Genomic DNA, 25,235 nt, shown 5'->3' on the forward strand with positions numbered 1-25,235 from the left:
GGAGGCATCTGATATGAAGCACAACAAGGTCGGCTCCGTGATGACCACGGAGGTCGTACGCGCCACGTACGCGACCCCGTTCAAGGAGGTGGCACGCCTGCTCGGTGAGCACCGCGTCAGCGGACTCCCGGTGGTCGACGAGGACGACAAGGTCATCGGGGTCATCTCAGAAACGGACCTGATGATCCGGCAGGCCGAGACGCCGGACCGGCATGAGCCGAAGAAGCGCCACCTCCTCGCCTCGCTCACCCACGCGGGCAGGACGCGGGCCGCGAAGTCCCGGGCGCGCATCGCCGGCCGGCTGATGACCGAGCCACCCATCACGGTGCGCGCGGACGACAGCATCGTCGAGGCCGCCCGGACGATGGCCCAGCACCGAGTGGAGCGGCTGCCGGTCCTCGACGAGGAGAACCGGCTTGTCGGCATCGTCACCCGCCGCGACCTGCTGACGGTCTTCTTGCGGCCCGACGAGGAGATCCGCAGGGCGATTGTCGAAGGGGTGCTGGTGCACGCGCTGTGGCTGCCGCCGCTCAGCGTCGACGTCTTCGTGACCGAAGGCGTGGTCACGCTCTCCGGCGACATGGAACGCAAGAGCGAGAAGGAGATCGCCGTCTCCATGACCCGGCAGATCGACGGAGTGGTCGCGGTGGTCGACAAGCTCACGTACCGGATGGACGACTCCCGGATGCGGCCCGACGAGCCCGCGCTCCACGGTGTCGCCGACAACTGGCTGCGCAAGCTGTGAGGTGAGAGGAGGCGGACCGCCATGCCGGTAACCGTGTTGGTCGCCTATGGGACGACGAACGGATCCACCGCGCGGATCGCCGAGACCGTGGCCGAGGTCATGTCCAAGGAAGGACTCGCCGCCGAGGCACTCCCGGCCGGGTCCGTCGAGGATGTGACGCGCTACGACGCGGTCGTCGTGGGCGGCGGGCTGTACGCCGGCCGCTGGCACAGGGACGCCCGCCGGTTCGTGCGCCGCAACCGTCGCGAACTCGCCGTTCGGCCGCTGTGGTTCTTCAGCAGCGGCCCGCTCGACGCCTCGGCGACCGAGAAGGACATCCCGCCCGTGCAGGGTGTACGCCGCGCCATGACACGGCTCGACGCCCGGGGGCATGTCACCTTCGGCGGCTGTCTGCAGGAGGGCGCCAAGGGACGCATCGCCAAGATGATCGTCCGCAACGGCAAAGGCGGCGACTTCCGCGACTTCCCCGCCATCGAGGCGTGGGCGGCGCGGGTCGCCGGCGAACTGATCGAGGAGCGGGCGAAGGACTGACCCGCACCGCGGATCCCCGCGATCACGGCCGAGACGTGCCGTACCTCATCGCCGCGGTCCTGATGTTCTCCTGCATCGGGCTGACCGCCTCGGTGGTGGACCTGCCCCTGGTCCCGCTCGTGATCCCGGTCGTCGTCGCTCTGGTCCTTCTCGCCCGGCGGCTGGGCCGAGGGCGCCACCCTCCGGCCGCCAAGGCGTAGGGCAGGGGCGTGCGGGGGATGGCAGTGGATGACTCCGGCGCACCGGCTGCGCCGGGGTTCTCGTGTCGTCGGCCGGCGTCGGCGGTCCAGGGTCAGCGGCACGGTGTCGCGGTCACGGGCCGGCCGTCCGCGGGCGACACGGAGTACGCCGTGAGCAGGCCAGGTCCGGAACGAGCAGCCTTGTAGGGGAACGTCACGTCGAAGGTGCCGCGGGTGCCCGCGCCCGACGTCGCCCTGACCAGGACGTCGGCTGCGGTGCGGCCCGTGCTGTCGGTGACTTTCGGCCGGAACTCGGCCTCGACGGTGTCGGCGCTGTCCCGGACCCGCACTGGGGCCGCCGGCCGGCGAGCAGCGCCCGTGCAGCCGCGGTGCGGGTGCGGTCACGGTGCGGGACGCGGGCGAGACCTTCTCGCCGTGCAGGAAGTGGACGGCAGGGGGGACCGAAGCAGGGGCCGGTCAGGCGGGACGGACGGCCCATGTGCCGCAGGACCGGTGAGAGCGGACGCTAGAGGTGAACGTTTCGCGAAAGGCGGGATGCATCATGTCGGTCACCCACGACAAGCACGGTCGTGCCGCACTCCACCTGGCCCGCGCCGCATCCCTCGCACCCTCGCCGCACAACAGCCAGCCCTGGTTCTTCGCCGAGGAGGGCCATGACCACGGCTTCCAGGTGCGTCTGGACGGCGGGCGGAGGATGCCGCTGACCGACCCGTTCGAAAGAGAGGCCGTCATCGCCTGCGGGGCGGCACTGTTCAACGTACGCGTCGCCGTACGGCAGCTCGGCTTCCGGCCTGTCGTCGAGCTCCTGCCGGCCCCCGGGGACTCCCACCACCTGGCCCGCGTCGGCTTCGCGGCCCACCTGCCCAGTACCCCCGAGGAGGAGCTGCTCGCCCGGGTGATGCCGCACCGGCACACTCACCGGGGACGGTTCGCCGCCGCGCCCCTCTCGGCCGAGCTCCTCGCCGAGCTGCACGAGCGGGCCCGCGCCGAGGGTGCCACCCTGCAGGTCGTGGACGACCCGGAGCAGCTGGATCTGGTCGCGGAGCTGGTGCGCACCGCCGAGGACGCGCACCGTGCGGACTTCGGCCACGTCGACGAGCTGGAGCGCCAGGTCGGCGCGTACGGGGTTCCCGTCGAGGCGTGCGCGCAGCACCCCGACGCCACCCTGCTGGCCGGCCGCGACTACCTGTCCCTGGCCCGGCGCTGCCTCATCTCCGCCCGCAGCCGGGGCAGGGGGACCGGCACCGTCGTCGTCCTGTCCACTCCGCACGACCGCCGCCCGGACTGGCTCCGGGCAGGGCAGGCGCTGCAACGAGTGCTGCTGTACGCGGCGGCGCACGACGTGATCGCCGCCTTCCACACGCAACCCCTCGAGCTACCCGCACCGCGTGCCCGCCTGCGGACGGAATTCACCGCCGGCCGCTACCCGCAGCTGGTCCTGCGCCTCGGACATGTGCCGCTGCCGCAGACCTGGCGCACACGGCGGCGTACGCCCGTACAGGTGCTCGTCCGCGGCGACGCAACGGCCCGGTGGTGACGATGAACCGGACCACGAGCCGACGGCAGGGCCGGGCGCGTTGGTGGCGGCTGCGCCGCAACCCGCTCAGGCGCCCCAGCTACGTCGTAGAGGCATGGCTGCGGCTGGCGACCGGGATCCTCGCGGTGACGGCCGCGATCGTCGCGGGCGTGCTGACCGCGCGAGCTGTGGAAAGCGACCTTGACGGACTGCGCGCCGAGCGGCACGCCGTGCCGGCGGTAGTCACCACGGACGCGCGGGCGACCGTCGGGGTCGAGGGCACCGACGCCGACCGGGCGTGGGCCCACGTGCGCTGGACCGCGGCGGACGGCACGGCCCGGACGGGCATCGCGCGCGTCGACTCCGCGAGCGAGGTCGGCAGCACCACCCTCGTGTGGCTGGACGCCAAGGGCCGTCTCGTGCCCGAGCCCGCTACGGCCGGCGAGGCGGAGCTGCAGGGCGTGGTACTGGGCACCTTGGCCGCCGTGGGCGCGGGCACGGTTGTGGTCCTCCTCGGCTGCCTTGCTTGCGCGCGCCTGGACCGGCGGCGGCAGGAGCAGTGGGACGTGGAGTGGGCCCTGATCGGCCCGCAATGGGGCCGGAAGACCAGCTGACCTGGGGAGTCCTCCCGGCCCCGTGCAGATCGAAGGCCGCGGCCTGAACGGCTGCACGGATCAGCGCTTCAGCAGATGCGGGGGAGCTGCTCACCCAGCGGCATGTCCACGATGCGCCGTGCGCCGACCAGGGTCCGCACGGTGACCTGCCCGGCCGGTCCCGTGGGGAGCACCTCGCCGATCCGTACCGCCTGCGCGCCCTCGGGCAGCGATCGCAGGCACGCCACGGCGTCCTCGGCAGCGGACGCGTCCACGAAGACGACCATGCAGCCCTCGTTGGCGACGACCAGCGGGTCCAGGCCGAGCAGGTCGCAGGCGGAGGCCACCGCCTCCGGGACCGGGACGGATCCCTCCTCGATCTCGACGGCGACGGACGAGTCCCGGGCGATCTCGTTCAGAGCGGCGGCCAGCCCGCCCCGCGTCGGGTCGCGCAGCACGTGGACGCAGTCGCCGAGCGGGGCCAGGGTCCGCACCAGCCTGTGCAGCGGTCGGCTGTCCAAGGCGATGTCGCTCTCGAACCCGAGGCCCTCGCGGGTACTGAGCACGGTCGTGCCGTGCAGGCCGATCGGCCCGGACAGCAGTACCGCGTCGCCGGGTCGGGCCAGGGCGGCGGACGGATGCAGAGGGCCGTGCCGCCGTCCGACCCCCGTGGTGTTGATGAAGAGCTTGTCGGCGGCGCCACGCCCCACGACCTTGGTGTCACCGGTGATGACGGGCACGCCGACGTCCTGCGCGGCCTTGCCCAACGAGTCCAGGACGGAGCGTAGTTCGGCCAGCGGCAGGCCCTCCTCGACGACTGACCACGAAACTGTCGGTGCTCACCACCAGTTCCCGGTACCCGGGCAGCAGTGCCGCATCCTCCAGCGGGCCCGCCGACCCACCGAAGGCGGGCAGGACATTCCGGTCGAGCAGTTCAGCGGTGAGGCGGCCGCCGGCGCCGTGGCCCAGCAGGACGACTTCGTCCTCCTCGCGGGGGGGGGCGGGACATTGGATGCTCATGCCGTGCTCCTCGCAGGAGTGCGTCCGGCCGCGTGGAACGCGGCGCATGTGCCCTCGGACGACACCATGGGCGCGCCGAGGGGATGGCGAGGGGTGCAGCGGGTGCCGTACGCGGCGCAGTCGGTCGGCAGCTTGGCCCCGGTGAGTATGGCGCCCGCGATGCACTGAGGGTCCTCGACGGGGCACAGCCCGACCACGTCGAAGCGGCGGGCGGCATCGAACTCGCGGTAGTCCTCGACGAGTTCGAGCCCGCTGTCGGGCAGCGCCCCGATGCCGCGCCAGGCCCGGTCGGTGACCCGGAACACCCTGCGGACCGCGTCCTGCGCCTCGGTGTTGCCCGCGCGGCGGACGGCTCGTACGTACTGGTTCTCGACCTCGTAGCGGCCGGACTCCAGCTGTCGTACGGCCATCAGGATGCCCTCCAGCAGGTCGAGCGGCTCGAAACCGGTGACCACGATCGGCACCCGGTGGCGGGTGGCGATCGGCTCGTACTCGGTCCAGCCCATCACCGCGCACACGTGCCCCGCGGCCAGGAATGCCTGCACCTCGCAGTCCGGGTCGTCGAGCAGTGCGGTCATCGCGGGTGGTACCAGGACGTGGCTGACGATCATCGAGAAGTTCGTCAGTCCGAGGCGGGCCGCGCGCAGGACCGCCATGGCGTCGGCAGGGGCCGTCGTCTCGAAGCCGACCGCCAGGAAGACCACTTCGCGGTCCGGATGCGCGGCCGCCAGACGGACGGCGTCCATCGGCGCGTACACCACCCGTACGTCCGCTCCCCTGGCCCGCAGGGACAGCAGGTCGGTGTCCGTGCCGGGCACGCGCAGTGTCGCCGAAGCTGGTCAGGATCACGCCCGGCCGGGCGGCGATGGACATGGCCCGGTCCAGTGTCTCCAGCGGGGTCACGCAGACCGGGCAGCCCGGGCCGTGGATCATCCGCATCCCGGCGGGCAGCAGCTCGTCGATGCCCTGGCGGACCAGGGTGTGGGTCTGGCCGCCGCACACCTCCATGATCCGCCATGGGCGGGTGGCCGTCTGCCGCAGCTCGTCCAACAGCCGGCGGGCGAGGACGGGATCGCGGTACTCGTCGAGGTATTTCATCGGTCCTCCGGGCGCATCATCGATGCGTGAGATCGAGCCGGATGTCCACGACCCCCTCCACCGCCCGTACCGCCCGGGCGATCACGGGGACCAGCATCCGGTCCGTTAGGGCCCCGCCCAGCGTGACCACGCCCTCGGACACACTCACCGTCAGCGGGCTGGTGACCGGGAGCTGCCCCAGCACGCTGCCCCGGATCTCCTGGGCGATCTCCTCGTCGTCACGGAGGAAGACCTTCAGCAGATCACTGCGGCTGACCACACCCTGCAGCAGGCCGACCCCGTCCACGACGGGCAACCGCTTGACGTGCCGACGGGCCATGATCCGGGCGGCTTCCGCGAGCGAGGCATCGGCGTGCACGGTCACGGCGGGGGCGCTCATCAGCTCGCCCGCCGTCATCGCACCGGCCTTGTGCCGTTCGGCCGGATCGCCCTCCTCGGTGTCCCGGAACTCCTCCTTGGCCATCAGATCGGCCTCGGAGACCACCCCTACGACGCGGCCCTCGCCCGCCAGGACTGGCAGGGCGCTGACCTTCCACTGGTCGAGCAGTTCGACGATCTCCTTGAAGGACGCCTCACTGCCGACGGCGACGACGGTGTGCGTCATCACATCGCTCACGGTGTACGGAGATTCAGGCATCGCAGCCTCCCGAAGCTTGCCCTGAGGTACGGACGACCGTCAGGTCGAGGAAGTGGGTGGAACACGAGATGCACGGGTCGTGGTTGCGGATCGCCCGCTCGCACAAAGCCGTCAACTCGGCGTCGTCCGGATCGTGTTCGCCGATCGCACGCTGGGTCAGGCGACGCAGGTCGTCCTCGATCGCACCCTGGTTCTGTGCCGTCGGCGGCACCAGCAGGGCACTGGTCACGAGACCGTCCGCGTCCAGTTCGTAGCGGTGATGCCAGCGGTTGACGAAGCAGCCGCCGCCCAGGCACACCGTGCGTGGCGCTCCCTCGGACACGGCCCGCGCGACGAGGTCGGCGGTGACGTTCGCGAGCGTCCAATGAAAGGCTGCGGCCAGCCGGGCCACCGGCTCCCCGTCGAGCTGCCGCTCCAGCAGATCGGCCAGCGTCGGCGCCGGGTCGTACACCCACAGGCCCTGGGCCCGAACGACACGGTGGGCGAGGGCGGCGTGCTCGGTGCCGGCCGTCGCCTCGAGCAGGACGGCGGCCTCGCCCTCGTAACCGGCCCGGTCGCACAGACCCAGCAGTGAGGCGACGGTGTCGAAGAGCCGGCCCGCGCTGGACGCCCGCGGGCAGTTCACGTCCCTGGCGATCATGGTGCGCACGACGGCGACCTCGGCCGGATCGAATCGCTCGATGAACGATCCGGTGAGCCATGGATACGGGCGTGGCAGGCCGAGCTTCTCGCCGCCGAACAGCCGGCCCAGTGCCGTACGGGAAGGATGGCGTACCGCCGCGTCGCCGCCGGGCAGGGGCGCGGTCGCGAACCTGCCCACGCGGCGGTAGCCGCTCAGATCGGCGACGAGGATCTCGCCACCCCACAGGGTGCCGTCGTCGCCCAGCCCCAGACCGTCGTAGGCGACGCCGAGGAAGCGCCCCCGTACGCCGTGCTCGGCCGCACAGGCGGCCACGTGCGCGTGATGGTGCTGCACCGGAATGCGGCGCAGAGGCTGCGCCTGGGCCCACTGCGTGGACAGGTAGCCGGGGTGCAGATCGTGGGCCAGGATTGTCGGCTCGATGCCGGTGAGCCGCTTGAGGTGCTCGTACGACGCCAGGAACGCGTCGTGGGTCGCCCGGTCGGCCAGGTCCCCGGTGTGCGGGCCGAGATGCGCTCGGCCGTCGGCCGCGAGCGTGAACGTGTGCTTGAGCTGGGCACCGACCCCGGCGACCGGCTCACGCACGGAAAGCGGCAGGGGGTCGGGAGCGAGCCCGCGGGCCCGCCGGACGGTGATCCGCGTCCGTCCGGCGAACTGCACCACGGAGTCGTCGTAGCGGGAGCGGATCGGCCGGTCGTGGGTGAGGAAGCCGTCCACGAGGCCGGCCAGGGCGCGCCTGGCCTCGGCGTCGTCCACGGCGATGGGCTCGTCGCCGAGGTTGCCGCTGGTGACCACGAGGGGGCGGACCAGCTCGTCGAGGAGAAGATGGTGCAGGCCGCTGGTGGGCAGGAACAGGCCCACGCGGGTCAGTTCCGGGTGCACCTCACGGGCGAGCGGGTCGGGGCCGGTGCGGCGGCGCCGGGCGAGCAGCACCACCGGGCGCTCCGGGGATGTCAGAGCACGCTCCTCGGCGGCGCCGATCCGCGCCATGCCGGCAGCCGTCTCGATGTCGCGGACCATGACGGCGAACGGCTTCGCCGGACGGCGCTTGCGGTGCCGGAGCTCGGCCACAGCCGCGGAATCGCCCGCGTCACAGACGAGCTGGTAGCCGCCGATCCCTTTCAACGCGACGATCCCGCCCGCCTCGACGGCCTTGACCGCGGCCCGCAGGGCCTGCTCGCCGCGCAGCTCCTCCCAGGCCGGCCGGGGTCCGCAGTCGGGACAGGCCACGGCTTCGGCGTGAAAGCGCCGGTCGGCCGGATCGGTGTACTCGGCCGCGCAGCGTGCGCACAGGGGAAAGCGGCGCATGGTGGTGCGGGTCCGGTCGTACGGCAGGTCTTCGATGATCGTGGCACGGGGTCCGCAGTCCGTGCAGGTGATGAAGGGGTAGCGGTGGCGGCGGTCACGCGGATCGCGCAGCTCGTCCAGGCAGGCCGCGCAGATCGCCGCGTCGGGCGGGATCTCGCGCGGCGCCGGGTGCGCGGCGGCGGGAGCGCTGTGCCGCACCCGGAAGGCCGGGCCGTACGCGGCCCGCGGCATGTCGCCGGTCAGGCGCACGCGGCGCACTCGCGCCAGAGCCGGTGCCCCGGTGCGCAGGCGGGCGGCGAACTCGTCGATAGCCTCCCGCGGCCCGACGACCTCCCCCTCCACGCGCCCGTCGACGTTGGCCACCCAGCCGTCCAGACCCAGAGCGCACGCGGTGCGGTACACGAACGGCCGGAAGCCGACGCCTTGCACGATCCCCTCCACGTGGAAACGGCGCACGGTCATACCGGCCCCCTCCCCGCAGTCCGACGGTGCCGGGCGATCTCGGACTCGACGGCCCTCACGAGCGGTTCCACGGCCGCCGCGACAGCGGGGGAGAGGCCGGTGCCGAGCGTGCTGTCGGCGCCCTCCACGGCGTACACCACGAGGTGGTCCGGCAACTGGCCCAGAGCACGGGCGAGTTCGACTGCCTCGCCGAGGCCGAGGCCGTGGGAGCTCGTCGTCGGCGGCTGCGCGGGATGACCGGCGTCGAGCTCGAGACGGTGCACCCGGCCGGGCACACCCGGGTGGGCATGGGCGGCGTCCACGACCACCGCGAGCTCGGCGTCCTGCCACAGGCCGATCAGCCGTCCGGGATCGCCGTCGCAGGTGGCGAGCACCGTGTCCGACGGCAGAGGCCGCTCGCTGGCACGTTTGCGCAGTCCGGCGAGGACGGCCCAGCCCGCGCCGTCGTCGCGCCGGAACTCGTTGCCGACGCCGATGACGGCGATGCGCTGGCGAGAGCCCATGCCCTTCACGGTGCGCCTGGGGCACTCACGCTCACAGGGGCCGAACGGCCCCACCGCAGGGCCGACCCTCCCTGGGCAGCGGCCGGCCGTCCCGGCCCATGAGGGCACGACGGCGACCGGGAACCGGGAGTGCTCCAGCAGGTGCCGGAGGGCGGGAGCGGTGTCGTTCCGGCGTCCGACCACCACCCGCTCGGCGCTGTTCGAGGCATGGGTGGGGGCTTGCCGCGGGGTGAACAGTACGACGTCCGCCAGGACGTCGACGTCCGGGGGCAGCTTCCAGGCGTAGACAGCGTGCAGGCGGGCGCCGCACAGCCGGGCCGCCTCGAAGGCGAAGGCGAGGGCGGCGGCCGACGGGGCATGGGCGTCGACGCCAACGGTCACGCCGGCGGTCGAGCGTTGCGGCCCTTGGACGGGCCACGTCCTGGGGACCAGGCCCACCGGCCCGGCGGACCCTACGGCCAGGTGCGCCGCCGTCGAGCCTACGGCGACACCGGCCCGGCCGGCTTCGCCGCGCAGCCCAGGCACCAGCAGCTCCGCGTCCTCTCCCCGCGATGCGCAGTGCCGGGCCCGGCGTGGGATGCCGCTGGGTCCTTGCGTGCCGTCGGCGTGCGCAGGGGCCGAATGGTCCCGCTCGCAGACCTGGCGGCCCATACCCGCCGGTGGACCGTGTGGACACGCTGGTGGCGAGGAGCAGACCGAGCGCTGGAGGTGCGCATCATGCTTCCGCCCGTCATCGCCGGGGTCGACGGCTCCGCCGAGAGCCTCGCCTCAGCCGAATGGGCCGCCCGAGAAGCCGTACGCCGCGACCGTCCGCTGCGGCTCGGGCACGCCCGGAACTGGCATCCGCGCCAGGAGGACGGAGAGATGGCCATCGCCGCCCCGCTCAAGGCCGCCGACGAGCACTTCCCCGACGAGCGGGGCAACGCCTCCACCCGCACCGCGTACCGGGACGTGATCCTTGGCGTCGACCTCGCCGACCCCTGCGACGAGATGATCGGGTTCGCCTTCCAGGAGGCCCGGCTGCGCCGGTCCCGGCTGAAGGTCGTGCACGCCCGGCAGCACCCGTCGCCGACCGGGCTCGGCCCTGGGGAACCCGGTCTCATGAGCGGACCGGAGCGAGCCGGGGAGTGGCTGGGGTTCCTGACCGCCGTCCTGCAGGTGTGGCGCGACAAGTACCCCGGTGTCGTGGTCACCGAGACCGTCGCGGGCCGCCCTCAGTCCGCGTTGCTGCGGATCGCCTCCGGCGCGGGCCTGCTCGTCGTCGGCCGCCGCACCACCGACCGTCCGACGGGCCCGCGACCGGTCCCGTCGCCCACCCCACCATCCATCACGTCGGCTGCCCCGTGGCCGTCGTACCCCATGACTGAGAGGCTGCCATGACCAAGCCGACGAAGTTCGTGTACGGATTCGCCGAGGGCAGCCGCGACATGGCGGCTCTGCTGGGCGGCAAGGGTGCCGGGCTCGCCGAGATGACGCGGATCGGCCTGCCCGTGCCGCCCGGCTTCACCGTCACCACCGAAGCCTGCAAGGTCTACCTGCGGACGGGGGAGGAGCCGCCCGATCTCGGCGTGGAGGCGGCGCGCGCCCTGGCCGGCTTGGAGCACGCCATGGGGCGCACGCTCGGCGCCCCCGACAACCCGCTGCTGGTGTCCGTTCGCTCCGGCGCCCGCTTCTCCATGCCCGGCATGATGGACACGATCCTGGACATCGGACTCAACGACCGCTCGGTCACCGGGCTCGCCAAGGCGTCAGGGCAGGAGCGGTTCGCCTGGGACTCCTACCGCAGGCTCATCCAGATGTTCGGTCACACCGTGATGGGCGTGGACGGCGACCTGTTCGAAGAGGCCATCGCCGCGCACAAGGCCCGGCGAGCGGTCGCGGACGACCACCTGCTCGACACCGGCGAACTCGTCCTGCTCACCGAGGAGTTCAAGGCCGTCATCCGCAAGGAGACCGGCGAGGACTTCCCGCAGGACCCGGCCGACCAGCTCTCCCGCGCCATCCGCGCGGTGTTCGACTCCTGGAACACCGAGCGAGCCCGCGTCTACCGCCACCGCGAGCACATCCCCGAGGACCTCGGCACCGCCGTCAACGTGCAGGCCATGGTGTTCGGCAACCTGGGCTCCGACTCCGGCACCGGCGTCGCCTTCACCCGGGACCCCGCCACCGGCGAACGCGGCAGGTACGGCGACTATCTGCCCGACGCGCAGGGCGAGGACGTCGTCGCCGGCGTGCGCGACGCCCTGCCGCTGGCCGAGCTCGAGATGCTCGACCCGCGTGCGTACGCCGAACTCGGCGACCACCTGCACACCCTGGAGAACCACTACCGCGACCTGTGCGACGTCGAGTTCACCGTCGAGCGCGGCAAGCTGTGGATCCTGCAGACCCGCATCGGCAAGCGCACCGCCGAGGCCGCCTTCCGTATCGCCCACGACCTGCGCGAGGAGAAGGCGATCACCGCCGACGAGGCGTTGACCCGCGTGGACGGTGCGGAACTGACGCGGCTGATGTTCCCCCGCTTCGAGACCCGTGCCACCGACGTCCCTCTCGCTCATGGCGTGCCCGCTTCACCGGGCGCGGCGGTGGGCGCCGTGGTCTTCGACTCCGCGGAGGCCGTCCGCCGCGCCGCGGCCGGTGAGCACACGGTCCTCGTCCGCCGGGAGACGACCCCGGACGACCTGCCCGGCATGATCGCCGCAGAGGCGGTACTGACCAGCCGGGGCGGCAAGACCAGTCACGCCGCTGTCGTCGCGCGCGGCATGGGCAAGGTGTGCGTCTGCGGCGCCGAGTCACTCACCGTCGACACGCTCGCTCGTCAGCTCACCACGGAGTCCGGGGTGGTCGTGCGCGAGGGTGACACCGTCTCCGTCGACGGCACCGCGGGCACCGTCCATCTCGGCGAACTCCCGCTCACGGCCTCCGATGTCGGGCACGCGCTCGAGACCGGAGCGAGCACCGGCCCGCTCACCGAGGCGGTACAGGGAGCACTCGCGCACGCCGACGCCGTACGCCGCTTGGAGGTGCGGGCCAACGCCGACACGCCGGAAGATGCCGCGCGCGCCCGTGCTCTCGGCGCCCAGGGCATCGGACTGTGCCGGACGGAGCACATGTTCCTCGGTGAGCGCCGGGCACTCGTCGAGGCGATGATCCTCGCGCGCGACGAGACCGCCCGCGAGAAGGCCCTCGCCGCACTGCTGCCCCTGCAGCGGGCCGACTTCACCGGAATTTTCGAGGCGATGGACGGCCTGCCGGTGACGATCCGCCTGCTGGATCCGCCGCTGCACGAGTTCCTGCCCGACCGTACGGAACTGGCCGTCCGCCTGGCGAGTGCCGTCCACCCGGACGTCCACGACCGCGAACTGCTGGACGCCGTCGAGCGGATGCACGAACAGAACCCGATGCTGGGCCTGCGGGGCGTACGCCTCGGTCTGGCCGTCCCCGGCTTGATGGCCATGCAGGTACGGGCCGTCGCCGAGGCGGTGGTCCGGCGGGTGCGCGACGGTGGCCGGCCGCGCGCCGAGATCATGATCCCGCTCGTCGGCACCGTCGAGGAACTGCACTTGGCCCGGACCGAGGCCGAGCGTGTCCTGGCCGAGGTCGCGGCCGAGACCGGCGAGACGCTGGACTGCCCGATCGGCACCATGATCGAGCTGCCCCGTGCGGCGCTCACCGCCGGCCGTATCGCCGAGTTCGCCGACTTCTTCTCCTTCGGCACCAACGACCTCACCCAGACGACCTGGGGCCTGTCCAGGGACGACGCGGAGGCATCGTTCTTCCCGCTGTACCTGGAGAAGGAGGTCTTCGGGGTGTCGCCGTTCGAGACGATCGACGAGGAGGGCGTAGGGCGTCTCGTCCAACTGGCCACCGAGGCGGGGCGCGCCGTCAACCCCCGCCTGGAGACGGGAGTGTGCGGCGAGCACGGTGGAGATCCGGAGTCCATCCACTTCTTCCACCGCGTGGGACTGGACTACGTCTCCTGCTCGCCCTTCAGGATCCCCGCGGCCCGGCTGGAGTCCGGGCGTGCGGCCCTGGCGGACACCACCGCGATCAGCGACAGCCGGTGATGACGCGGACGTGGCGGCGTGATGTGTCGGACGAACTGTGGTCGCTGGTCGAGCCGTTGCTGCCCGTGCGGTCCGGCACACCGGTCCCGACGACGGAGGGGAGCTCTCGCCCACCGGGCGCGCCGGGCTTGCTCATCACGCTCCCGCAGTTGCGGGACAGCCTTCGGCGGCCTGCCTCCTGCGACCAGAACGGAGGGGGGCGAGTTCCACTCGCCTGAAGGCCGCCTCAGTTCGAGGGCGACTGCCTCTCGTTCACATAGGGACGGGCAAGTGCGCTGGTCGCGACCTCGATGAAGTCGTGGATCAGCCGGGAGCGTCGGGTCGCCACCCAGGCCAGGGCCACTTCGCTGGGGCCGATGTCCTCCACGCGCAGCGGGATCACGTCCGGCCGGGTGTAGAAGCCGGCGGTCGACAGCGGCAGCACGCAGATGCCCGCACCGGCGGCCACCAGTTCGAGCTTCTCCTCCACCTGATGGATCACCGGGCCCTCGTGGCGCCGGCGACCGTGGGGTTCCAGTGCGACGTCCCGCCACTCGGGAACGGCGTTCGGATCCTGGAGCAGGTGCTCGGCGGCGAGATCCCTGACGCTCACCGACTGTCTGTCGGCCAGGGGATGCCCCCTCGGCACCATCACCACGCGGGGCTCCCGGAAGAGTGGGCGCATCCGCAGGCCGCCGCTGTCGATGGGCAACCGCACGATGCCGACGTCGACCCGGCCGTCCAGGAGCACTTCCACCTGGTCGTCCCAACTGGTGCGCAGCAGACGTACGTTCACGCCCGGATGGTCCGCCGTGAACGCGACCGTGGCCGGGGTGACCGTGATGCCGGGCATGAAGCCGACGGTCAGCGCCTGAGTGCCCTGGGCCGCCGACTTCACGCGCCTTGTCAGTGCCTGGGCCGAGGCGAGCAGGGGAAGCGCGTCCTCCAGCAACTGCTCCCCGGCCGCGGTGAGCAGCGTCCCGCGTCGGCCACGGTCGAACACCTCCACCCCGAGGTCGTCCTCCAGACTGCGGATCTGCCGGGACAGCGCCGGCTGGGCGATGTGCAACCGCTCCGCCGCCCGTCCGAAATGGAGTTCCTCCGCCACGGCCACGAAATAACGCAGCTTCCGCAGATCAAGATCCACCCGGAATCACCGCCTGCTCTGTTGCCCTGGCACGCCTGGTCGCCCGGACGTCCAGGACCGTGACAGTGACAGTGACGGCGACAGACAGCGCCGGCGACGGTGACAGTCCAGGACGGCCCCTTCCAGGCCAGTCGATCAACAATCTACCGGGCCCGCGGGAATTGCCTCGGGAGGCGACCGGCGGACGGTACGCGGCCGCCGTACTCAGGCACGGGCGAGGACGGCCAGAGGGTCGGTGTGGGCGGGGCTCCAGCCCAGATCCTTCCGCGCCCGGTCCGCGGTGAACTGCTGGTCGAGAGCGAAGGCATCGGCGATCGGGCCCATCTGCGCACGGGCTTGTTCCAGACTGATCGACGCGACCTTGCCCTCGATGCCCGCGGCCCGGCTGAGTGCCAGGGCGCAGTCCCTGGCCGTGGGATTGACGCCGCCGACGCCCACGTACACCGAACCCGGCTCGGCCTTGAGCGCGGCCACGTACAGCTCCGCGATGTCGTCGACGTGCACCAACGCCCAGTGGTTCGCCCCGTCGCCGATGCAGGGGATGGCGCCGGCTTCCCTCCCCGGGGTGGTGTAAAAGATGTCGATCAGGCGGTTCTCCCCGCCGTACAGCAGGCCGGGCTGCACCACGACGGGACGGCCACCGCGCTGGGCACGGCCGAGGACGGCGTCCTCCACGGACCTGCGCCAGGCGACCAGGGGCGGTGGGTTCCATGGGGCGGTCTCGTCCGTCACGCCCAGGGTGTCGCCGTAGACCCAGGTACCGCCCGTGTGCACGTACGGACCGCCGCCGACACCGTCCTGCATGGCACCGGCCGCCTCCAGGTCCTCGGCACCGGTTTCCGCCTGAGCCAGGTGTACGACAGCCTCCGCGCGGGCGGCTGCCGCGTTCAGCACGCCGAGGTCCCGCAGCCCGCCCCGCACCGGCGTCGCTCCGAGGGCCCGGACGGTCCCGGTGGCGCGGTCGCTGCGGACCAGGGCCTCGACGGTGTGTCCCCGCCGGATCAGGGCTGTGATGGTCGCCTTGCCGATGTATCCGGATCCGCCGGTGAGGAAGACTTTCATGCTGTTCGTTCCCGTCAGTCGCTCGGTGTCTGGCCCTGCCAGCCTCCGACCGGCGAGGGGGCGCCGTCCAAGACCTGTTTCGGCTGCGCTGATGCCCGTTGGGTATCAGGGGCGCCACGACCCCGAGATGCTCGCCGCCTTCTGGTGCGAGGTCCTGGACGTCAAGGTGATCGGCCGCAGCGAGGGCAATGTCGAGATCGGCTCCTGGGTACCGACCGTCGAGGACGTCCGGCACCTCGACGTCAGCCCCATCGACGGCAGTACCGAGGACGAGGCGACCAGACTTCTCGGGCTGGGTGCCGCCGGTCCAGGGATCGCCGGGGTGCGAACTCGAACCGGGCCATTGAACGGTTGCTGATTCCGGCTTCTGAGGGTGGTCGGCTCCACATCTTCGTCGGGAGTGCAGTGGCCGTTGCCTTGCCTCCGGTCAGGTCAACCTGGCTCCGGCGGCGGTCAGTCGGGCGTGCCAGTCGCGCATCCGCGCCCCCGCACCGCCGTTGAACAGTTGGTCCACCGCGCCGCCGGCCGCAGCCGGTAGTGGTGATCCGTGTCCGGCGTTCGCCAGGGCCCGCTGCTGCTCGGGGCTCGGCGCGGGGGACAGGGAGGCGCCCCGCCCGACGAAGGCATAGCGCCGCCCGTCGATGGTCAGGAGGAGGGTGCCCAACCGGGTGAGGCGTCCGGTGACCGTGTGCGGGTCGGCTCGCAGAACGGTGTGCAGGGAACGATCTTGCATCTGCAGGCCGTCGGGGCGCAGGGTGAGCAGGACGGGCTCACAGCGGGCGCCGTTCCATATGCTGCGCCGCCAGTGGACGATCGCCGCGTGGCCGGTGTCTGTGCTCATACCGCAGATGATGGCATGAGCACGACGGTTGCCGTCTCGGGCCCGGCTGACCCGGATCCGCCCGGACCACCCTGTAGGCGTCGGTGACCGCGGTGGCCGTGGTCCCCGACTGTCGGGGAGACCTCGGCGGCGAACAACACCACCCCGCGCAGTACCAGCGCAGCCCGCTGCCGCGCCGGCAGGACCTGTCCTTGCCGGAAATGCCGACAGATGTGGGCGAGTTGAACGCACCCTGGGAGGGAAGGGTCGGCGGCCGCGGACCTTGCCCCCTCACGTCGGGGTCGGTCGTGTGGTTGAAGCCGGCAGAATCCTCCGCCGCGATGGTGACCGCACGTCGCCCCACGCTCCGTCGGGAATGAGGCGCCGCCCGGCGCTGTTGAAGAAGGCGTCTGACATGTCCGAGTCAAGAGGCTCGGGTGGTGGCGGAAGGAGCACCTCGTGGCACGCGGCACCATACGCGCCGTCGTCAAGCTGAAGTCGACGGCTGCTACCCGGAGTCACCTACGTGACCCGCAAGAACCGTCTGAACGATTCCGACCGGATGGCCCTGCGCAAGTACGACCCCCGGGCCGGCGCGCACGTCCTCTTCCGTGAAGAACGCTGAAATCCCTCGCGACGACTCCCCGACAGAGGCCGACGCAGGCGACAGAAAGGCCAAGCCATGAGGCACACCATTCACCCCGTCTCCCGTCCGGTCGTCTTCCGCGACCGCGCGGCCGGCTTCCAGTTGCTCACCCGCTCCACCGTCCGGACGGAGCGCACGGTCGAGTGGGAGGACGGAAACACCTACCCCGTCGTCGACGTCGAGATCTCGTCGGCGAGCCACCCGCTCTACACCGGCAGCACGCGCGTCGTGGACACCGCGGGCCGGGTGGAACGCTTCCAGAGGCGCTACGGCGCCACGGCCCCCGTCGGCCTCTGACCGCGGACTCGTTCGATCCTGCCGGGAGGAGACTGCTGTGAAGGTGCGCAAGTCCCTGCGTTCGTTGAAGGCCAAACCGGGTGCCCAGGTGGTGCGCCGGCGGGGCGTGACCTTCGTGCTGAACAAGAAGGACCCGCGCTTCAAGGCCCGCCAGGGCTGACCCCCTGAACCGCGACATCGGACCGCCCAGGCAGACCCCGCGCGCATGGATCCGGGTGGGGAACAGTTCGGGCTTGTAGACGTAGAGATCAGATGTTGCCGCCGAGAAAGTGATCGCTTTGTGCGTGAACGATGGGGAAAGTGACCGGAGTTGTGCGCGGCGGCCTTTGATTTGGTCACAGGAAGATCACTAGGGTGGCCTGGACCCCTCGTTCAAAGGGTCGCTCGCACGAGGCGGGTGACGGCGGCGGGGCGCCGTCCACCGTGCGTCGTGTGGGTGGTTGGAGGAGCAAGGAGTTCGTCTTCGTGGCGTCCCACCGTCGACCGAAACAGCCCGGCCGAGCCCGCGTGACCGTACTGACCGCGACAGCCGCCGCTGCCGTGGCACTGGCCTCACAGTCCGCCAACGCGGCCCCCAAGCCCACGAAGGCCGAGGTCAAGGCCAAGGTCGACAAGCTTTACGAAGAGACCGAGCGCGCCTCCAACCAGTACGACGAGGCGAAGGAGGGGCAGGACAAGCTGGAGAAGGAGATCGGCCTGCTCCAGGACAAGGTCGCCCGCGAGCAGGACGAGCTCAACGAACTGCGCTCGGAGCTCGGTTCGATGGCCAGTGAGCAGTACCGTTCCGGCGGTATCGATCCCTCGATCCAGCTCTTCCTCTCCGCCGACCCGGACGACTACCTCGACAAGGCCTCCACACTCGAGTCGCTGTCCGCGCAGCAGGTCGAGTCGCTCAAGAAGGTTCAGGCGAAGCAGCGGGAGCTGGCGCAGGAACGCGCGGAGGCCTCGGACAAGCTCAAGGACCTTGCCGTTGCCCGCACCACGCTCGGTGAGAAGAAGAAGGAGATCCAGAGCAAGCTCAGGAAGGCGCAGGCACTGCTGAACACCCTGACCGCCGCTGAGCGTCAGGAGATCGCCGACGCCGAGCAGCGCGCCAGCCGGTCCGCCGCGAGCCGTGTCGACCTCGGCAGCGAGGCGGCAGCCTCCCCGTTCGGTGCCTCGGCCCTGAACGCGGCCGCCTCGCAGATCGGCAAGCCGTACGCCCGCGGCGGAACGGGCCCCAACTCCTATGACTGCTCCGGCCTTACGCAGTGGGCGTACGCGCAGGCGGGTGTGCACATATCCCGGGTCACCTATACCCAGGTCAACGACGGAGCCCACGTCGGCATGAACGCACTCAAGCCCGGTGACCTCGTCTTCTTCAACAACACCGAGCACGTCGGGCTCTACGCGGGCAACGGCCAGGTACTGCACGCGCCTTACCCGGGCGCCTACGTCCGCTACGAGTCGATGAGCACGATCGGTTCCTTCCAGTTCGGCGTACGCGTGGCCGGCTGACGAAACCCGGTACCGCACTGGGGCAAGCGGCCCTCCGCACGCGTGCGTGCAGGGGGCCGCTGCGTGGCCAACTGATCGTTTCAGCATGCGATGCCGCCCCGATCGTTGCGCACCGGAGCCGCGGCGCATATACGGCTGAGGCCCGCGATCAGCGTGAGAACCGCCTGTCCCTTGTTCCTTCAGGGGCGGAAGGTGCGGCGGTAGGTGTCGGGCGGGACACCGACGGTGCGGTGGAAGTGGCGGCGCAAGGTGGTGGCGGTGCCCATGCCGGTGGCGGCGGCGACGGTGTCCATGGTGGCGTCCGTGGTCTCCAGCAGTACCTGGGCATGGCGGATGCGCTGGGTGTGGAGCCAGCGCAGCGGGGTCGTGCCGGTGAGGTGTCTGAAGTGGCGGCCGAGGTGGCGTGTGCTCATGCGGGCCTGGCGGGCCAGGTCCTCCACGGTCAGCGGCTGGTTCAGTCGTTCCAGGGCCCAGGGGAAGAGCTCGTCCAGGGGGTGGTTGCCCGGGGCGGGGAGCGGGGTGGCGATGAACTGGGCCTGGCCGCCGTCTCGGTGGGGAGGGATGACCAGGCGGCGGGCGATCGCGTTGGCGTGGGCCGAGCCGTGGTCGAGGCGGACGAGGTGCAGGCACAGGTCCATGGCGGCGGCCTTGCCCGCGGAGGTGAGGACGTCGCCGTTGTCGACATAGAGGACGTCCGGGTCGACGGTGGCTCTCGGGTGGCGCCGGGCCAGTTCCCGCGTGTGGGCCCAGTGTGTGGTGGCACGCCGCCCGTCCAGCAGTCCTGCCGCTCCCAGGACGAAGGCGCCCGTGCACAGTGACGCGACGCGCGCTCCGGCCGCGTGGGCCGCCCGCACCGCCTCGATCAGCTCGGCGGGCGGGTCGATGTCGGTGTCACTCCAGCCGGGGACGATCACCGTGTCCGCGTGCGCGAGGTGGTCGAGCCCGTGGTCGGGCTCCAGGTGGAAGCGGCCGATGCGTACCGGCCCGCTCCCGCACAGGGCGAAGTCGTACCAGGGGTTCACGATGTGGGTCAGATCGGATCCGAAGACCTCGACGGCCACGGCCAGTTCGTAGTGGAGCATGCCGTCGGTGACGGCGAGGGCGACAGCGGGCATGTCCGAAACTGTACGCGGCATGTCGTTTCCGACACTCGTGCGGGATGTCGGCGCCGGGACAGGATGGGGAGGTCAGGCCGCGGCGGATCGACTCCGCAGCGGGCGTCTGCATACACGGGAGCGGTTTCATGGGGGCAGGTCAGCTGGTGACGGTGTACGGCGCCTACGGTCACACCGGGCGGTTCGTGGTCGCGGAACTGCTCGCGCGGGGGTTCGTCCCGGTGCTGTCCGGCCGCAACGCACAGGCCCTGGACGAGGTGGCCCGCGAGCACGGCCTGGAGGCGCGGGCGGCAGCGGTCGATGACGCGGCGTCGCTGGACGGGGCCCTGGCGGGAACAGTGGCGGTCATCAACTGCGCCGGCCCCTTCGCCTCGACCACCGGCCCGGTGATCGAGGCCGCGCTGCGCGCGAAGATCCCCTACCTGGACGTGGCCGCCGAACTCGAGGCGAACCTCGACACCTTCGCCCACTACCGCGAGCGCGCCCAGGACGCAGGTGCGGTGATCGTTCCGGCCATGGCGTTCTTCGGCGGCCTGGGCGACCTGCTGGCCACCGCGGCCATGGGCGACTGGACCGAGGCCGACGAGGCACACATCGCCTACGCGCTCAGCGACTGGCACCCCACCGCCGGTACCCGACGCTCCGGCGCGGTCTCCCGTGAGCGACGCGGTGCCCAGCGGCTGCGCTACCGCGGAGGACAGTGGGAGCGTCGCACCGACGCGGCGCCCACGACGGAGTGGGCCTTCCCCGAACCGATGGGATCCCAGCCCGTGATCGGGGAGTTCACGATGGCGGACGTCGTCACCGTGGCCCAGCACCTCGCCATCCCCGACGTGACCACCTACATGACCACCCAGGCCGTCCGAGACATCGCCGCGCCCGACACGCCTGCCCCGACCGCCGCGGACGAGAGCGGGCGCTCGCACCAGACCTTCCTCGTGGACGTCGTCGTCCGCTCCGACGGAGCCGAGCGCCGGGCCACCGCCCGGGGCCAGGACATCTACGCCGTCACCGCGCCCCTCGTCGCCGAGGCCCTCGAACGTGTCCTGGCCGGCCGCACCAAGACCGCCGGTGTCGTCTCCGCAGGCGAGACCTTCGACGCCACCGACTTCCTGCGCGCCCTGGCCCCGCACATCACCTTCGACCTGCACCCGCAGAAGCAGTACGCCTGACCGAGGCGCTGACGAGGTGAGACGTCGCAGACCTTTCGCAGCGGCACAGAACGCCGTTACGTCGACAACCCCGCCCTGAGTGAACCGGTGGAGCATGCCGGGCGGCACCTGGCTGCCCGAAGGACTGTCTGAGCGAGCAGGTCACCGCCCTGGTCGAGCCGCAATCACCACGCGGCGGCCACGACCGCTTGGGGAGTTCGTCACCTGACCGGCAGCTCCACCACCATCACGAGGCGGCCCGCCGCCGGTGCGCAATGTGGTCCTCGACGACTCCAGCGTTCCCCTGCGACCCCGCCCGACATCGTGAAGACTGACTGAAGTTCCTGTGCGGCGAGCAGTGTTGCCCACGGGAACTCTCCATGCGCGACGTGACACAGCACCACCACAGTGCCATTCCGACGAAGTCCACGAGACGGGGAATTCGCGTCATGAGCATCGGTATCAGAGCCCTGCGGTCCGCGGCCGCCGCCATCACCCTGGCCGCCGTCTGTACCCTCACGCCGGCCACGGCCGGCAGCGCGTCGGCCGACACCGGCCCCACGGCCAACACGGCAACCGACCTGCCCCTCCCGCCCGGCGCCATCTCGAGCCACCCCGCCGCAATCAACGACGACGGGGTGATCGTCGGCTACACCCAAGGTTCCAACAACCAGATGTCTCCGACCCGTTGGGACCCGGACCTCAGCCCCACGACACTCCCGCTGCTGCCCGGCGACCCGATGGGCTATGTCGAGGCCGTGAGCGACGACGGCACCGCCGCCGGCTGGTCGGGGAGCCACCCGGTGCGCTGGGCGCCCGACGGCACGGTCACCCCACTGCAGCCGCTGCCCGGCGACGCCAGGACCGACTTCCGCGCGATGAGCCGCACCGGTATCGCGGTGGGAGAGTCCGCGCTCGGTGGGACCTACCGCGCGGTGAAGTGGCTCCCGGACGGCCAGGCCGTCCAGCTCGCTCCCCTCGCGGGTGACACCCTTGCCATGGCCCTCTCGGTCAACAGCTCGGGCACGGTCGCCGGTGTGTCCTTCTCCGACTACAGCGCCTATCACCCCGTGAAGTGGCTGCCGGACGGCACCTTGGTCCCGCTCGACCCGACCTCGGCCTACTCCACCGCGTGGGTCGTCCAGATCAACGACGCCGGCACCGTGGTGGCGCGGGGGGCCGTGCCGACCGGTGGCCCGAGGAACCGGTCCCACTCCGTGACGTGGGGCGCCGACGGCACCGTCACGGACCTGGGCCCGGGCTCGAACGCGAATGCCATCAACGCCTCGGGCACCGTCGTCGGTTACGAGCTCGGAGCGGACAGCATCGACTACACCGCCACGAGTTGGAGCCCCGACGGGACCGCCACGGCGATCGGCTCCGCGTTCGAGTACACCACGGCCGTCGACGTCAACGACGCCGGTGTCTCCGTCGGGCACACCGGGGTCATGGTCCCGTCCGACCAGCACCGCTACGCCCTCCGCTACGAATCCGACGGAAGCCTGACCGAACTGGACGTGACACCGAGCGACAACTACTCCTACACCACGTCCATCAACAACGCCGGCGTGGCCGTCGGCGTCCGGCTCACCTTCCCGACACCGGGAAGCTCCACGCGCACCGCGGTGATCTGGCGACCGTAGCCCCACCCTCCCGTGCGGGCTCGCCCACCCGTCCGGGCTCGCCCGCCCGTCCGGGGCCGCCGACCCGTCGGAGCCCGCCCACCTGTCCGGGCCCACCCACCCGTCCGGGGGCCCGCCCACCCGCGGCGGCCCCCGGGTAGTCCGCGTCGGTGAGGGCTGGTCGCGGCACCCCGCGCCCCTTCCGGGGCGGCGTCCGCGGATTACTCCCCGGGGAGTAATCCGCGGACGCCGCCGCCCCCAGCAGTACGCGCCACCTCGCCCTCCCGCCCGACGAAAGCCGTGGTTCTCACCGGAAGTCTGGAGACCGAAGCAGACGTCACCCGGAGGGAGATCGGTCGATGAGGGCCGGAGAGACAACCACGTCGAGGACGGGACGCAGGCGAGCCGTTCCATGGGCGGTGCTCGGGCTGTGGATTGCCGTGATCGCGCTCGTCGGGCCGTTCGCCGCGAAGCTCGGCAGCGTGCAGCACGACAAGGTCACCGACTACCTGCCGGCGAGCGCGGACTCGACGCAGGTGGCGAAGATCGAGGAGAAGTTGCCCGGGGGCGAGACCACCGAGATGGTGCTCGTCTACCACCGGGACGGCGGGCTCAGCGCCGCCGACCGGGAGACCGCGGCCAGGCAGGTCGCGGAGATCACCCGGCAGCACGAGCTGATCGGCGGTGAGCCCAAGGGGATTCCGTCCAAGGACGGCACGACCCTGATGTACCCGGTCGCCAGCAACGAGCCCGGGGCGGACGAGGAGAAGCAGGACCAACTCGTCACCGACGTCCGTGAAGTCGCCCAGGACGAAGGCGGGTTGAGCGTCGATGTGGGCGGCACCAGCGCGCTGGGCACCGACTCCGGCGCGGTCTACGACTCGCTCGGCGGACCGCTGCTCTACACCACCGTCGCCGTCGTCGCCATACTGCTGATCCTGATCTACCGCAGCCCCGTGCTGTGGCTCGTGCCCCTCGTCGTCGCCGGGATCGCCGACTACATGTCGATGGGCGTCGCCTACGGCCTCAACCAGGCCTTCGGCACGACCGTCTCGGGGCAGAGCTCGGGCGTGATGACGATCCTCGTGTTCGGGGCGGGCACGGACTACGCGCTGTTGCTCGTCTCGCGCTACCGGGAGGAGCTGCGGCGCATCGAGCGGCCGTACGAGGCCATGCTCGCCGCCCTGCGCGGCTGCGGGCCCGCCGTGCTCGCCTCCTCCGGCACCGTCGCCGCCGGCCTGCTGTGCCTGCTCGCCGCCGACCTCAACAGCAGCCGGGGCATGGGCCCGCTCGGCACCGTCGGTGTGCTGTGCGCGCTGATCGCGATGATGACACTGCTGCCCGCCCTCCTCGTCCTGGTCGGACGGCGGGTGTTCTGGCCGCTCGTGCCCGCCTTCGGGAGCACGCCCAAGCAGCGGCGGAGCCTGTTCTCGGCGATGGGCAGCTCTGCCGGACGCAGGCCGCTGACCGTCCTCGCGAGCGGTGCCGTGCTGCTCGGCGCCCTCGCCCTCGGCTCACTCAACCTGCCGGGAGCGCTCAAGCAGGAGGACTCCTTCGTCAAGAAGCCGGAGTCCGTCGTCGCGATGGAGACCGCTGCCAAGGCCTATCCCGGGCAGGGCAGCCAGCCCATCGACGTGATCACCCCGCAGGACCGCGCCGACGAGACCCTCGCGACCGTCCGCGGCACACCGGGCGTCGGCAGCGCGGAGAAGGGTCGTACGGGAGACGGCTGGACCGAGATCTCCGTCTTCGCCAAGAGCGCACCCCAGTCGGCGGGGGAGACCGCCACCATCAAGTCCCTGCGGAAGGAACTGAAGGGCTCCTACGTCGGCGGGGACAGCGCCCAGCAGATCGACCTGGAGGTCACCAACGCCCGGGACACGAAGATCGTCGTACCGCTCGTCCTCGTCTCCGTGATGCTCATCCTGATCATGCTGCTGCGGAGTCTGGTGGCCCCGCTGCTCCTTGTGGTCGCGGTCGTCGCGGTGTGGGGCGCCTCCCTCGGGATCGGCGGACTGGTCTTCGAACCGCTCCTCGGCCTCAAGGGCACCGATCCGGGGCTCGGACTGCTGTCCTTCGTGTTCCTGGTCGCCCTCGGCGTCGACTACGGCATCTTCCTCATGCACCGGATGAGGGAGGAGTCCCTGGCGGGAGCGGAACCGGCCACGGCGGCACTCACCGCACTGCGCACCACCGGCGGCGTCATCGCCTCCGCCGGACTCGTCCTCGCCGCGACCTTCGCCGTACTGACGAACATGGGCCTGGTGCAACTGGTCCAGCTCGGCTTCGTGATCGCCGTCGGCGTCCTGCTCGACACCTTCCTCGTCCGGACGTACCTGGTGACCAGCGCCAGCGTCGCCCTGGGCCGGAAGGTGTGGTGGCCGGGCGTGCTCTCACGGCAGCCGGCGCCGGCCGAACCGGCCGGGGCGAGCGGACCGGCCGAGCCGCCCCGGCAGCCGGAAACCGTCAACGCACCCTGAACACCCGGCCGATGGCCTCGATCGAACGCTCTGATCGAGCACGCTGATCGAGCTCGCTGATCGTGCACCTTGATCCGGCGGGCCCGCCCGGGCGCCTCTCCT

At 71.5% G+C, this 25,235-nt stretch carries 22 protein-coding genes and 3 pseudogenes; 15 read left to right on the top strand and 10 right to left on the bottom strand.

Going from position 1 to position 25,235, the window contains the following annotated elements; all coding sequences use genetic code 11:
* Positions 1-13: 13 nt before the first annotated feature.
* The 3 genes from AC2XR2_RS43415 to AC2XR2_RS43425 are packed head-to-tail and all read left to right on the top strand — an operon-like array spanning position 14 to position 1,476.
* Positions 14-745: a CBS domain-containing protein gene (locus AC2XR2_RS43415; protein WP_491518234.1), complete on the top strand. Its 732-nt coding sequence runs from the start codon at positions 14-16 to the stop codon at positions 743-745.
* A 21-nt stretch (positions 746-766) separates the two neighbouring features.
* On the top strand, positions 767-1,276 hold the full coding sequence (locus AC2XR2_RS43420) for a flavodoxin domain-containing protein (RefSeq protein ID WP_381301652.1): 510 nt from the start codon (positions 767-769) through the stop codon (positions 1,274-1,276).
* Positions 1,277-1,311: 35 nt separating this feature from the next.
* On the top strand, positions 1,312-1,476 hold the full coding sequence (locus AC2XR2_RS43425) for a hypothetical protein (RefSeq protein WP_491518235.1): 165 nt from the start codon (positions 1,312-1,314) through the stop codon (positions 1,474-1,476).
* Between the two features lie 92 nt (positions 1,477-1,568).
* On the opposite strand, the gene AC2XR2_RS43430 is transcribed toward AC2XR2_RS43425, so the two are convergent.
* The gene (locus AC2XR2_RS43430; protein WP_491518236.1) at positions 1,569-1,805 is read right to left on the bottom strand and encodes a Gmad2 immunoglobulin-like domain-containing protein; all 237 of its coding nucleotides are present in this window, start codon (positions 1,803-1,805) and stop codon (positions 1,569-1,571) included.
* 212 nt (positions 1,806-2,017) lie between these two features.
* Here AC2XR2_RS43430 and AC2XR2_RS43435 point away from each other — a divergent pair, with 212 nt between their 5' ends.
* Together AC2XR2_RS43435 and AC2XR2_RS43440 are read left to right on the top strand one after the other, a co-directional pair.
* Complete coding sequence (locus AC2XR2_RS43435) at positions 2,018-3,013, top strand: Acg family FMN-binding oxidoreductase (protein WP_491518237.1); 996 nt, start codon at positions 2,018-2,020, stop codon at positions 3,011-3,013.
* A 2-nt stretch (positions 3,014-3,015) separates the two neighbouring features.
* Positions 3,016-3,606, top strand: a complete 591-nt coding sequence (locus AC2XR2_RS43440) for an Rv1733c family protein (protein ID WP_491518238.1) — start codon at positions 3,016-3,018, stop codon at positions 3,604-3,606.
* Between the two features lie 68 nt (positions 3,607-3,674).
* Here AC2XR2_RS43440 and hypE read toward each other — a convergent pair.
* The 5 genes and pseudogenes from hypE to AC2XR2_RS43465 form a co-directional block, all read right to left on the bottom strand.
* Positions 3,675-4,605 (bottom strand): annotated as a pseudogene (gene hypE / locus AC2XR2_RS43445) (hydrogenase expression/formation protein HypE).
* Positions 4,602-5,703 (bottom strand): annotated as a pseudogene (gene hypD / locus AC2XR2_RS43450) (hydrogenase formation protein HypD). Before hypD ends, hypE begins: the two co-directional pseudogenes overlap by 4 nt.
* A 16-nt stretch (positions 5,704-5,719) precedes the next feature.
* Positions 5,720-6,340 (bottom strand): CBS domain-containing protein, encoded by a 621-nt coding sequence (locus AC2XR2_RS43455; protein WP_491518239.1) that lies wholly within the window; start codon positions 6,338-6,340, stop codon positions 5,720-5,722.
* Positions 6,333-8,750 (bottom strand): carbamoyltransferase HypF, encoded by a 2,418-nt coding sequence (gene hypF / locus AC2XR2_RS43460; protein ID WP_491518240.1) that lies wholly within the window; start codon positions 8,748-8,750, stop codon positions 6,333-6,335. Before hypF ends, AC2XR2_RS43455 begins: the two co-directional genes overlap by 8 nt.
* The gene (locus AC2XR2_RS43465) at positions 8,747-9,778 is read right to left on the bottom strand and encodes a hydrogenase maturation protease (RefSeq protein ID WP_491518241.1); all 1,032 of its coding nucleotides are present in this window, start codon (positions 9,776-9,778) and stop codon (positions 8,747-8,749) included. Before AC2XR2_RS43465 ends, hypF begins: the two co-directional genes overlap by 4 nt.
* Before the next feature lie 192 nt (positions 9,779-9,970).
* On the opposite strand from AC2XR2_RS43465, the gene AC2XR2_RS43470 reads away from it, so the two are divergent.
* Entirely contained in the window at positions 9,971-10,633 is a 663-nt protein-coding gene (locus AC2XR2_RS43470; RefSeq protein ID WP_491518242.1) for an adenine nucleotide alpha hydrolase family protein, read from the top strand.
* On the top strand, positions 10,630-13,317 hold the full coding sequence (ppdK, locus tag AC2XR2_RS43475; protein WP_491518243.1) for a pyruvate, phosphate dikinase: 2,688 nt from the start codon (positions 10,630-10,632) through the stop codon (positions 13,315-13,317). The genes AC2XR2_RS43470 and ppdK overlap by 4 nt, the downstream gene beginning before the upstream one ends.
* A gap of 226 nt (positions 13,318-13,543) precedes the next feature.
* Here ppdK and AC2XR2_RS43480 read toward each other — a convergent pair whose 3' ends face one another.
* Entirely contained in the window at positions 13,544-14,443 is a 900-nt protein-coding gene (locus AC2XR2_RS43480) for a LysR family transcriptional regulator (RefSeq protein ID WP_491518244.1), read from the bottom strand.
* A 204-nt stretch (positions 14,444-14,647) separates the two neighbouring features.
* The gene (locus tag AC2XR2_RS43485) at positions 14,648-15,505 is read right to left on the bottom strand and encodes an NAD-dependent epimerase/dehydratase family protein (protein ID WP_491518245.1); all 858 of its coding nucleotides are present in this window, start codon (positions 15,503-15,505) and stop codon (positions 14,648-14,650) included.
* A 91-nt stretch (positions 15,506-15,596) separates the two neighbouring features.
* On the opposite strand from AC2XR2_RS43485, the gene AC2XR2_RS43490 reads away from it, so the two are divergent.
* Complete coding sequence (locus AC2XR2_RS43490) at positions 15,597-15,863, top strand: hypothetical protein (RefSeq protein ID WP_491518246.1); 267 nt, start codon at positions 15,597-15,599, stop codon at positions 15,861-15,863.
* Positions 15,864-15,932: 69 nt separating this feature from the next.
* Here AC2XR2_RS43490 and AC2XR2_RS43495 read toward each other — a convergent pair whose 3' ends face one another.
* Positions 15,933-16,346 carry a hypothetical protein gene (locus tag AC2XR2_RS43495; protein ID WP_381301683.1) on the bottom strand — a complete coding sequence of 138 codons (414 nt, stop codon included), beginning with the start codon at positions 16,344-16,346 and terminating at the stop codon, positions 15,933-15,935.
* Positions 16,347-16,784: 438 nt separating this feature from the next.
* Here AC2XR2_RS43495 and rpmG point away from each other — a divergent pair.
* The 4 genes and pseudogenes from rpmG to AC2XR2_RS43515 all read left to right on the top strand — a co-directional run bounded on the left by rpmG (position 16,785) and on the right by AC2XR2_RS43515 (position 18,765).
* Positions 16,785-16,950 (top strand): annotated as a pseudogene (gene rpmG, locus AC2XR2_RS43500) (50S ribosomal protein L33).
* Between the two features lie 57 nt (positions 16,951-17,007).
* The gene (locus tag AC2XR2_RS43505; RefSeq protein ID WP_381301687.1) at positions 17,008-17,268 is read left to right on the top strand and encodes a type B 50S ribosomal protein L31; all 261 of its coding nucleotides are present in this window, start codon (positions 17,008-17,010) and stop codon (positions 17,266-17,268) included.
* 37 nt (positions 17,269-17,305) lie between these two features.
* On the top strand, positions 17,306-17,428 hold the full coding sequence (gene ykgO, locus AC2XR2_RS43510; RefSeq protein WP_046258531.1) for a type B 50S ribosomal protein L36: 123 nt from the start codon (positions 17,306-17,308) through the stop codon (positions 17,426-17,428).
* A gap of 305 nt (positions 17,429-17,733) precedes the next feature.
* Positions 17,734-18,765: a C40 family peptidase gene (locus AC2XR2_RS43515; RefSeq protein WP_381301690.1), complete on the top strand. Its 1,032-nt coding sequence runs from the start codon at positions 17,734-17,736 to the stop codon at positions 18,763-18,765.
* A 179-nt stretch (positions 18,766-18,944) separates the two neighbouring features.
* Here the strand turns inward: AC2XR2_RS43515 and AC2XR2_RS43520 are convergent, their stop codons facing one another.
* On the bottom strand, positions 18,945-19,880 hold the full coding sequence (locus AC2XR2_RS43520; protein ID WP_491518247.1) for a helix-turn-helix domain-containing protein: 936 nt from the start codon (positions 19,878-19,880) through the stop codon (positions 18,945-18,947).
* Between the two features lie 128 nt (positions 19,881-20,008).
* On the opposite strand from AC2XR2_RS43520, the gene AC2XR2_RS43525 reads away from it, so the two are divergent.
* From AC2XR2_RS43525 to AC2XR2_RS43535, 3 genes are all read left to right on the top strand, one after another.
* Complete coding sequence (locus tag AC2XR2_RS43525) at positions 20,009-21,052, top strand: saccharopine dehydrogenase family protein (protein WP_491518248.1); 1,044 nt, start codon at positions 20,009-20,011, stop codon at positions 21,050-21,052.
* Between the two features lie 428 nt (positions 21,053-21,480).
* Positions 21,481-22,674, top strand: a complete 1,194-nt coding sequence (locus AC2XR2_RS43530; RefSeq protein ID WP_491518249.1) for a hypothetical protein — start codon at positions 21,481-21,483, stop codon at positions 22,672-22,674.
* 338 nt (positions 22,675-23,012) lie between these two features.
* Entirely contained in the window at positions 23,013-25,133 is a 2,121-nt protein-coding gene (locus tag AC2XR2_RS43535; protein ID WP_491518250.1) for an MMPL family transporter, read from the top strand.
* The last annotated feature ends 102 nt before the right edge of the window (positions 25,134-25,235 follow it).

The organism is Streptomyces sp. LS-MS-L19 (assembly GCF_058382285.1).

Excerpts from the sequence above, each read along its gene's own strand:
- AC2XR2_RS43455 (WP_491518239.1), bottom strand. The coding sequence starts at position 6,340 with ATGCCTGAATCTCCGTACACCGTGAGCGATGTGATGACGCACACCGTC.
- AC2XR2_RS43495 (WP_381301683.1), bottom strand. The coding sequence starts at position 16,346 with ATGAGCACAGACACCGGCCACGCGGCGATCGTCCACTGGCGGCGCAGC.
- AC2XR2_RS43440 (WP_491518238.1), top strand. The coding sequence starts at position 3,016 with ATGAACCGGACCACGAGCCGACGGCAGGGCCGGGCGCGTTGGTGGCGG.
- AC2XR2_RS43415 (WP_491518234.1), top strand. The coding sequence starts at position 14 with ATGAAGCACAACAAGGTCGGCTCCGTGATGACCACGGAGGTCGTACGC.
- AC2XR2_RS43485 (WP_491518245.1), bottom strand. The coding sequence starts at position 15,505 with ATGAAAGTCTTCCTCACCGGCGGATCCGGATACATCGGCAAGGCGACC.
- ppdK (WP_491518243.1), top strand. The coding sequence starts at position 10,630 with ATGACCAAGCCGACGAAGTTCGTGTACGGATTCGCCGAGGGCAGCCGC.
- AC2XR2_RS43535 (WP_491518250.1), top strand. The coding sequence starts at position 23,013 with ATGAGGGCCGGAGAGACAACCACGTCGAGGACGGGACGCAGGCGAGCC.
- AC2XR2_RS43470 (WP_491518242.1), top strand. The coding sequence starts at position 9,971 with ATGCTTCCGCCCGTCATCGCCGGGGTCGACGGCTCCGCCGAGAGCCTC.
- hypF (WP_491518240.1), bottom strand. The coding sequence starts at position 8,750 with ATGACCGTGCGCCGTTTCCACGTGGAGGGGATCGTGCAAGGCGTCGGC.
- AC2XR2_RS43525 (WP_491518248.1), top strand. The coding sequence starts at position 20,009 with ATGGGGGCAGGTCAGCTGGTGACGGTGTACGGCGCCTACGGTCACACC.
- AC2XR2_RS43530 (WP_491518249.1), top strand. The coding sequence starts at position 21,481 with ATGAGCATCGGTATCAGAGCCCTGCGGTCCGCGGCCGCCGCCATCACC.
- AC2XR2_RS43520 (WP_491518247.1), bottom strand. The coding sequence starts at position 19,880 with ATGCCCGCTGTCGCCCTCGCCGTCACCGACGGCATGCTCCACTACGAA.
- AC2XR2_RS43490 (WP_491518246.1), top strand. The coding sequence starts at position 15,597 with ATGCCCGTTGGGTATCAGGGGCGCCACGACCCCGAGATGCTCGCCGCC.
- AC2XR2_RS43505 (WP_381301687.1), top strand. The coding sequence starts at position 17,008 with ATGAGGCACACCATTCACCCCGTCTCCCGTCCGGTCGTCTTCCGCGAC.
- AC2XR2_RS43435 (WP_491518237.1), top strand. The coding sequence starts at position 2,018 with ATGTCGGTCACCCACGACAAGCACGGTCGTGCCGCACTCCACCTGGCC.
- AC2XR2_RS43420 (WP_381301652.1), top strand. The coding sequence starts at position 767 with ATGCCGGTAACCGTGTTGGTCGCCTATGGGACGACGAACGGATCCACC.